Annotated in this window: 4 protein-coding genes; all 4 read right to left on the bottom strand. The window is 47.3% G+C overall.

Annotation, left to right across the window (positions count from 1 at the left end; translation table 11 throughout):
* Positions 1-22: 22 nt before the first annotated feature.
* A complete protein-coding gene (flgG, locus tag A3761_RS20760; RefSeq protein WP_068511766.1) occupies positions 23-808 on the bottom strand; it encodes a flagellar basal-body rod protein FlgG in 786 nt (261 codons plus the stop codon).
* A 179-nt stretch (positions 809-987) separates the two neighbouring features.
* Positions 988-1731: a flagellar basal-body rod protein FlgF gene (gene flgF, locus A3761_RS20765; RefSeq protein WP_068511763.1), complete on the bottom strand. Its 744-nt coding sequence runs from the start codon at positions 1729-1731 to the stop codon at positions 988-990.
* 124 nt (positions 1732-1855) lie between these two features.
* On the bottom strand, positions 1856-3820 hold the full coding sequence (locus tag A3761_RS20770) for a flagellar hook-basal body complex protein (RefSeq protein ID WP_068553370.1): 1965 nt from the start codon (positions 3818-3820) through the stop codon (positions 1856-1858).
* A 72-nt stretch (positions 3821-3892) separates the two neighbouring features.
* Positions 3893-4344 (bottom strand): FLgD tudor-like domain-containing protein (locus tag A3761_RS20775; RefSeq protein WP_068750797.1); only part of this gene is annotated, 452 nt, incomplete at its 5' end.

The raw sequence follows: 4344 nt of genomic DNA on the forward strand, positions 1-4344 counted from the left end.
CCCTCAAACAACTAAGCGCGTATTACAGGTTCTGCCCAATGTACTGGAGCATCTGGTCAGCCGTAGACACAACTTTTGAGTTCATTTCATAGGCGCGCTGGACAGTAATCATGCTGACCAGCTCTTGCACCGTATCTACGTTCGATTGCTCTAGCATGCCTTGCTTAACCTCACCAAAACCTGCCAAGCCCGGCGTGCCCCCTTGAGGGTTACCACTGGCTTCAGTTTCAGCAAACAGGTTATTCCCTAGCGCTTTCAAACCTTGGGGATTAATAAAGTCGACCGTATTAATCTGGCCAACTTGCTGTGCAGTGGTTTCACCAGAAATACTGACCGATACAATGCCATCTTCGCCGATCGTCACTGAAGAAGCATTCTGTGGAATAGTGATGGCGGGTTCTAATAGGTTGCCACCAGCAGTGACGACTTGGCCATCTGAGTTAACCTGGAACTGCCCATCTCGGGTATAACTGGTCGAGCCATCTGGCAATATAACTTGGAAAAAGCCTCTACCATTAACGGCTAAATCGAGAGCCTGGTCAGTCACTTCTAAGGAGCCTTGGGTAAATTGCTTAGTCGTCCCTTCGATCCTGACACCCGTACCGAGCTGGAGACCAGATGGTAATTGAGAGTTTTGTGAGTTCAAGCCACCTGGCTCTCTTTTCACCTGATACAACAGGTCCTGAAAAACCGCTTCATCACGCTTAAAGCCAACCGTACTAGCATTCGCCAAGTTGTTGGAAATCGTGGTCAAGGACATATCTTGTGCACTTAGACCGGTTTTACTGACATAAAGAGCTGGATGCATGATGCTTCTCCCAAATTGAAATTCTACTGCGAATCAATCAGACCTGAAGCGTTTAAGGGCTATCTGTGATACCCCTTATTTAAAGCTAGTAAGCAAATACCGCTAACGAAGCAGTCAAAAAATCAGCACTCTATAAATCTGCAACTACGTGCCGCTTTTATGACGTTTTTCAGGTCTTACTAGGAGAACTGCAACAAACGTGCCGTTTGTTGAGAAATTTGATCAGCCTGGCTCATTAATTTAACTTGAAGCTCATACTGTCGCGATAGAGATAGGATATCTGTTAAAGACGATACCGCATTTACATTAGAACCTTCCAGAAACCCCGTTTCCAGTTTGATGTTCGGGTCAGCAACTGCCGGTGGCTCATCACCCTTCATATGCAATAGACCATCTTCTTTCTTTTCGATCATATCAGGGTCGGGATTAACTAGCTTAATTCGATCAACCGCCGCTAAGCCAACAGCTCCACCACCCAAAGGAAGAACCGAAACCGTACCGTCAGCACCAATCTCAACAGTTGCCGAAGGCGGCAAAACAATTGGACCACCATTACCCAAAACAGGCAAACCAATGCCAGCCCTTAGCTGCCCATTGACATCTACCTGCAGGTCGCCTGCCCGGGTATAGGCTTCCGAACCATCTGCGGCCTGAACCGCAATCCATCCATCACCCTTTACCGCAACATCCAAAGGGTTGCCGGTTTGATTCAGGGGACCCGCCTCAAAATTTGTTCCCGGCCTTTCGGTCAAGGCATAGGCTCTCGATGGATGATGCTCGCCAAACACCGGCATAGCACGCGCCTGAGCGAAATCTTCTTTAAACGCCGTCGTATTAATATTTGCCAAATTATTGGCATGAGCGCGCTGCGCCAGCATATTCTGCTTGGCACCACTCATTGCAATATATAACGCTTTATCCATTTACTTCACCATTAGGATCAAACAATACGCAGCGTCAAAGAAACGGACACTGCAAACGCCTTAGCCTAAGCTCTGCAATTATCTAGCCAACCCAAACAAGGAAGGCTATGAGCGAAATTCAGTACTAGATATTCAAGATAGTTTGCTGGATTGTATCGGCCGTCTCAATGGTCTTGGAGTTGGCCTGATAGTTACGCTGCGCAACAATCAGATTTACCAGCTCAGCAGATAAATCAACATTCGATTGCTCAACTGCAGAGGCCGTTAATAGACCCAAAGACGCCGTACCAGGCGCCCCGACAATCGGGTCACCCGAAGCAAAAGTCTGCACCCAAACACTATCGCCATCAGGTGATAAGCCTTCTACGTCATTGAAGTTAGCCAAAGCTGCCTGCCCTAGAACCAAAGACTCACCGTTGGAGAAACGAGACAGAATGACACCCGACTCATCGACATCCAGACCGACTAATCGACCTGTGGTATAACCATTCTGACTTAAGTCATTTACAGCAAACGGGCTACCAAACTGAGTAAACGATGATACATCTACCTCAAAGTTTGAGCTAGTTGGCGGCTGAGGAATCGGCAAAACCCCGCCATCCACAACATTCAAAGGTCGTGCCGCCCCATTTTGATTGCCTTGACTATCTAAAGGGTCCCAATTAGAAATCAAAACATCATCTGACAATGTTTCATTTAAAGTACCGTCATCGCGGAATACCAAATTATAAGTCGCTCGCGATGCATCTGTTCCAATTAATGGATCTCCAACATCCTGGTTATCCACCTGCACATGCATTTGCCAGGTATTTTCTCCCGACAACGAAGACTGCTGCTTAACGAAATACATGGTCAAAACATGAGAGTTACCAAGACTGTCAAAAATAGTCGTTGACGTCGCGTGGTTATAGGTACCAGGATCCGTTGGTGAAAATTGGTTATTAACAAAAGGCGCACCGGTAAAGTTGGTAATGACGGGCGTTGTGGCACTTAAGTTGGTCGCAACGACCCCCTCGTCAAGTACAATGCTAACTCCACCACCTACAGTCGCATTCAAAACGGCAGGAACAGCATCAGGGTCAAGCACTACCGGCGTCGCCGCGGCATCACTCCCAAGAACCTCAAAACTATCGCCCGAGACACCCGCAAAACCGAATACCAAGTTAGCTCCTTGATCCTGAATAATCTGCAAATCACCAGTAGCACTATCTATGACGGCGGTAACCCCCACCAACGCAGACGAGTTAATACGAGTTCCCAAGTCGGCCAATTGCAATGCATCTGTTGCACCGGCTGGCTGGAAACTAATTCCGTTTAAGCTAATACTCATATTTCCTGAGGCATTATCATATCCAGCTAAGGTTATTGTAGAGCTGGTACTAGCAGTCGCATCCACACCTTCTAAAAGCGAAAACTGAGATGCAATTGCCCCGGCAGTTGATTCCGCAGTCGTTGTAATGGTCTGCGACGTGCCATCCGGAAAGGTCACTTCGATATCCTGACTCGCATAGCCATTCACAATTCCTGCTTGTGCTACACCAACATCCGTTGCACCGTTCGAGTTAATCGTTGTGCCACTCTGAGTCAAAGCTTCTTCTGAAGAATCCAGATTCAAAGCTGCTTCGACATTAGTTGATCTTGATGGAGGCAGATCATTCGCATCAACAACCAGATCACCCAGAACTCCCGATACCGTCCCACCTTCATCAGCCTGAAAGCCCTGGACACGCATACCCGTGTTATTGACCATGAAACCATCTTTATCCACACCTAGCTGACCAGCACGCGAATATTTGGCCTCACCCTGATCACTAAGCACGAAAAAGCCATTTCCGGTAATTGCTAAGTCCAGGTTATTGTCAGTAAAGCTTACGTTACCCTGACCAAACATCTGTCGAATATTTTGTACTGCGACACCGTCTCCCGTTGAGGTAGCCCCCCTGCCGAAAAAACTATTGGAATAAACATCACCAAACTCGGCACGCGAACGCTTAAAACCAACAGTACTCGCGTTCGCAATGTTATTACCCGTAACTTCCAAGTCCGTGGAGGATGCTCTCAACCCACCTAATGCAACGTTAAACGGCATACTACACCTCTCTTCTGATTCTTTTTGTCGTAATGATTACAATTATTTCGCACGCCAGACACATACTCATGCCTAGTTAATCTCTCTAACATCTTCTAAAGGAATAGCGCCCATACCGGCTAAGTTAAGCGAAATGGCACCACCAGTCCCGATCGATACGCTACTCACATTGGCGGAAAGCAAGGTCGTAATTTGACTTACATCTCCTCCTTGATTCGATTCAGCAGCGATCGTGTAATTGTCATAGGGCATCTGCTCCCCCTTGCTATTTGTTCCATCCCACGAGAATGGTACAGAACCGGCAAGTTGTTGCCCCATATCCACCTGATTAACCAACTCACCAGAACCGTTAAAGATACTTACCTTTAATGAACCTGTACTGGCTTCAAGATCAACCAATCCACTAATTGTTCCGTCTGCCGCCATGGGAGCTTCAGTACCTGGCACCAAAACCGTTCGCCCAACCATTGCAGAAGCCTGCAAAGCCTGACTAGACTGATACTGGGTTGCAAAACTTTCTACTT

Source organism: Oleiphilus sp. HI0123, from assembly GCF_001635315.1.